Origin of the sequence: Moorena sp. SIO3B2 (assembly GCF_010692525.1) — a bacterium.
Lineage (GTDB): Bacteria > Cyanobacteriota > Cyanobacteriia > Cyanobacteriales > Coleofasciculaceae > Moorena > Moorena producens.
Window position 1 is genome coordinate 1 of the sequence record NZ_JAAHHE010000566.1, and the last position, 3,111, is coordinate 3,111.

A 3,111-nucleotide genomic window follows, 5' to 3' on the forward strand; every position below is an offset into this window, starting at 1 on the left:
AGGTGCCCCATGCCGAGTTTAAAGCCGCCCATGATCACCTCTTGCAACAGGAGCAATGGATCGTTGATGGATTTGGCTCACTCGATACCGTGTGGCAACGGCTAGATGTAGCCGATACCCTGGTCTATCTCGATATGGCTGTGCTGCGACATTACTGGTGGGTCACAAAGCGATTTGCTAAAAGTCTTTGGGTGCCACCGGAAGGCTGGCCTGAAAATAGTCCCCTACTAAAAGGCACACTGAATTCCTATAACACGGTCTGGTTGTGTCATAAAAAGCTAACGCCCAAGTACCGCACTTATGTGGAAGCGGCTAAAGCAACAAAGCAGGTTTACCATTTGCGATCGCCCCAAGAGGTAAAGCATTTTTTGGAAACTATGGTGACAGAATTTGGAGGGTAAGCCGGTCCACATCAGCAATGGAATACACCACTATCAAAGACATAGAAATTCATGAAAGCAATTGTTTTAACAAAATATGGTTCATCAGATGTGCTTGAGCTTCAAGAGGTAGAAAAACCAAAGCCGAAGGAGGGTGAAGTCTTAGTCAAAATTCAGGCCACAGCGATCAATGACTGGGACTGGTGCCTGATGCGAGGCACACCATTTTATATCCGTTTGCTCTGTGGTCTGTTTAAGCCAAACATCCCAATTCCTGGTGCTGAAATCGCCGGACGAGTTGAAGCGATCGCCCCCAATGTCACGCAGTTTAAACCTGGTGATGCGGTCTATGGAGATATTTCTGAATGTGGGTTTGGTGGATTTGCCGAGTATGTCTGTGTGCCTGAAACGGCTTTAGCCTTGAAGCCTGACCCCATGACATTTGTTGAAGCCACAGCACTTCCCCATGCCGCAATGCTAGCAGTACAAGGTTTGGTTGATCAAGGACAGATCCAGCCCGGACAAAAAGTATTGATCAACGGTGCAGGTGGTGGTGTTGGTACGTTGGCTGTGCAGATCGCCAAATCCATTGGCGTGACTGACGTGACTGGAGTGGATAGCTCTGATAAATTCGACATGATGCACTCAGTCGGATTTGGGCAAACGATCGATTACACCCAGGAAGACTTTACACAGGGCAAGGAACGGTACGACTTGATACTAGATACCAAGACAAATCGCTCGATATTCAATTATCTACGTGTACTGAATCCCCAGGGAACCTATGTAACGGTTGGGGGGGACACCGCTTGTCTTTTTCAGGTATTACTCTTGCAGGCAATCATTCGTATATTTAGCAATAAGAGAGTCTGTCTGGTTACTCTCAAACCAAACAAGGATTTGGATTACATCAATAAGCTTTTCAAAGCTGGCGATGTCAAGCCCGTGCTAGATGGCCCTTACACATTAAGTGAAGTGCCTGAAATGATCCAGTATTTCGGTATAGGCAAACATCAGGGCAAAGTGGTTGTCGCTCTAGAGTAAGAGGTAAAATTGAAATAGCCACTAAAGATGAGCAGGAAATGGAGTCATGATTTATGAAGTTATCCTCAGTAGAGAAAACGATAAATATATCGCCCGTGCCAAAGAATGGCCCGAAGTCATGGTTGTAGAAAATAGCCGTGATGCTGCCATCAATCAGCTTAAAGCCCAACTACTTGACTATCTAACTAATCAGGTTGAAGTAGTTGAAGTTGACATTCCCCTACTAGGGAAGACAGGAAATCCTTGGCTGGATAAATTTGGATGGTTTAAGGATGACCCGACCTTTGACGATCTACAGCCTGAAATTGCTGCCTATCGGCAAGAAATCGATCAAGAGATATTGATTTTACCAATTCTATCCCCTGATTGTCTATAATATAGTTGCCCATTGTTATCGTTGTTCGGAATGTGACCATGACGACTTTAGTAAAAAATCAAAAAATATACGATGAATTTATTAATTTTATTGCTCAAGGAACTAGCCCAGAAAGTGTGACTAATTTTAAATATTCGGAAGCTACAAAGGAACAGATAGACGATTTAGTGGAACGAGCAAAATTAGGAGATTTATCCCCATCTGAAAAAAACGAACTTGAACAGTTTTTAGTGGTCGAACATCTAATTAGATTGACGAAAGCTAGAGCTCATCAATACCTTAAATCTGTCTCTTAGTATAGAGAGAAGTATATAAATAAATTAATTATGCCTAGACAGTATATCACTAAAGAACTGAAACGATTAGTCAGTCAGCGGGCTAAAGGTTTGTGTGAATATTGTCTGATTTCTGAACAGGATAGCGGTGGGTGTCAATTTGACCACATTATTAGTGTCAAGCATGGGGGTGAAACGACTGCGGAAAATTTAGCCTATGCTTGTTTGTATTGTAACCTAAATAAAGGAACAGATTTAGGGTCAATTATTTGGCCCACAGGTGATCTGGTGAGATTTTTTAATCCTAGACGAGAGCAATGGTCTGAGCATTTTCGTCTTGAGGGTGCAATGATTCAATCTTTAACAGATATTGGGGAAGTCACAGCCAGAATTTTACAGTTTAATAGTAGCGATCGCATTTTAGAAAGACAATTGTTGATTGAGGTAAATAGATACCCTTCACCTGAAGCCTTAAAACAAATGAAAGCATAAATAAAATCATCTTCCTTAGGTGCGCTTGACCCATGAAGAATTAAATTCACCACGGGTCGCAGCTAAAAGCACCGATTGCGCGTAGCGCATATGCTTACCTTTGTATAGGCTAAACTTTAAGTAACTAACTAATCTACCCCTAATTCTTATTATGATGGAGCTTTCCCCTCAAGTCATTCCTCCTCAGATTACCGATATTGAGGCTAGAAAAAATTTTTTAAGGTTACTTGTTGAGCGAATGCAACAAAACCCTATTCCTTCTGATTCTCCTCAGTTTACAAGAGATGTGTTGCATGAACATAGTTAAAAGCTTAAATAATTTCTACACATATTCACCCCTCCCTTATTTGCAATACCCGACTAGCATTAAGAATCGCTAATAGAGCCACTCCCATATCGGCAAATACAGCTTCCCAGAGAGTTGCTACCCCCATCGCGCCCAGGGCAATAAAGACGACTTTCACTGCCAAAGCAATAATAATATTTTGCCAAACAATACCTAGGGTTCGGCGGGCGATCGCGATCGCTTCTGCTACTTTAGAGG

5 protein-coding genes and 1 pseudogene are annotated in these 3,111 nt (G+C 42.4%); 5 read left to right on the forward strand and 1 reads right to left on the reverse strand.

From position 1 onward, the window contains the following. Nucleotides 1-2 precede the first annotated feature (2 nt). The 5 genes from F6K38_RS38035 to F6K38_RS38055 are packed head-to-tail and all read left to right on the forward strand — an operon-like array spanning nucleotide 3 to nucleotide 2,567. On the forward strand, nucleotides 3-401 hold the full coding sequence (locus F6K38_RS38035; RefSeq protein WP_502709647.1) for a P-loop NTPase family protein: 399 nt from the start codon (nucleotides 3-5) through the stop codon (nucleotides 399-401). A gap of 51 nt (nucleotides 402-452) precedes the next feature. Further along, on the forward strand, nucleotides 453-1,424 hold the full coding sequence (locus F6K38_RS38040) for an NAD(P)-dependent alcohol dehydrogenase (protein WP_287253776.1): 972 nt from the start codon (nucleotides 453-455) through the stop codon (nucleotides 1,422-1,424). A 46-nt stretch (nucleotides 1,425-1,470) separates the two neighbouring features. Next, complete coding sequence (locus tag F6K38_RS38045; protein WP_287253774.1) at nucleotides 1,471-1,800, forward strand: hypothetical protein; 330 nt, start codon at nucleotides 1,471-1,473, stop codon at nucleotides 1,798-1,800. A 38-nt stretch (nucleotides 1,801-1,838) separates the two neighbouring features. Next, the gene (locus F6K38_RS38050; protein WP_287360141.1) at nucleotides 1,839-2,096 is read left to right on the forward strand and encodes a hypothetical protein; all 258 of its coding nucleotides are present in this window, start codon (nucleotides 1,839-1,841) and stop codon (nucleotides 2,094-2,096) included. A gap of 30 nt (nucleotides 2,097-2,126) precedes the next feature. Beyond that, complete coding sequence (locus F6K38_RS38055; protein ID WP_287257087.1) at nucleotides 2,127-2,567, forward strand: HNH endonuclease; 441 nt, start codon at nucleotides 2,127-2,129, stop codon at nucleotides 2,565-2,567. A gap of 332 nt (nucleotides 2,568-2,899) precedes the next feature. Here F6K38_RS38055 and F6K38_RS38060 read toward each other — a convergent pair. Beyond that, nucleotides 2,900-3,111 (reverse strand): annotated as a pseudogene (locus tag F6K38_RS38060) (heavy metal translocating P-type ATPase); the annotation flags it as partial.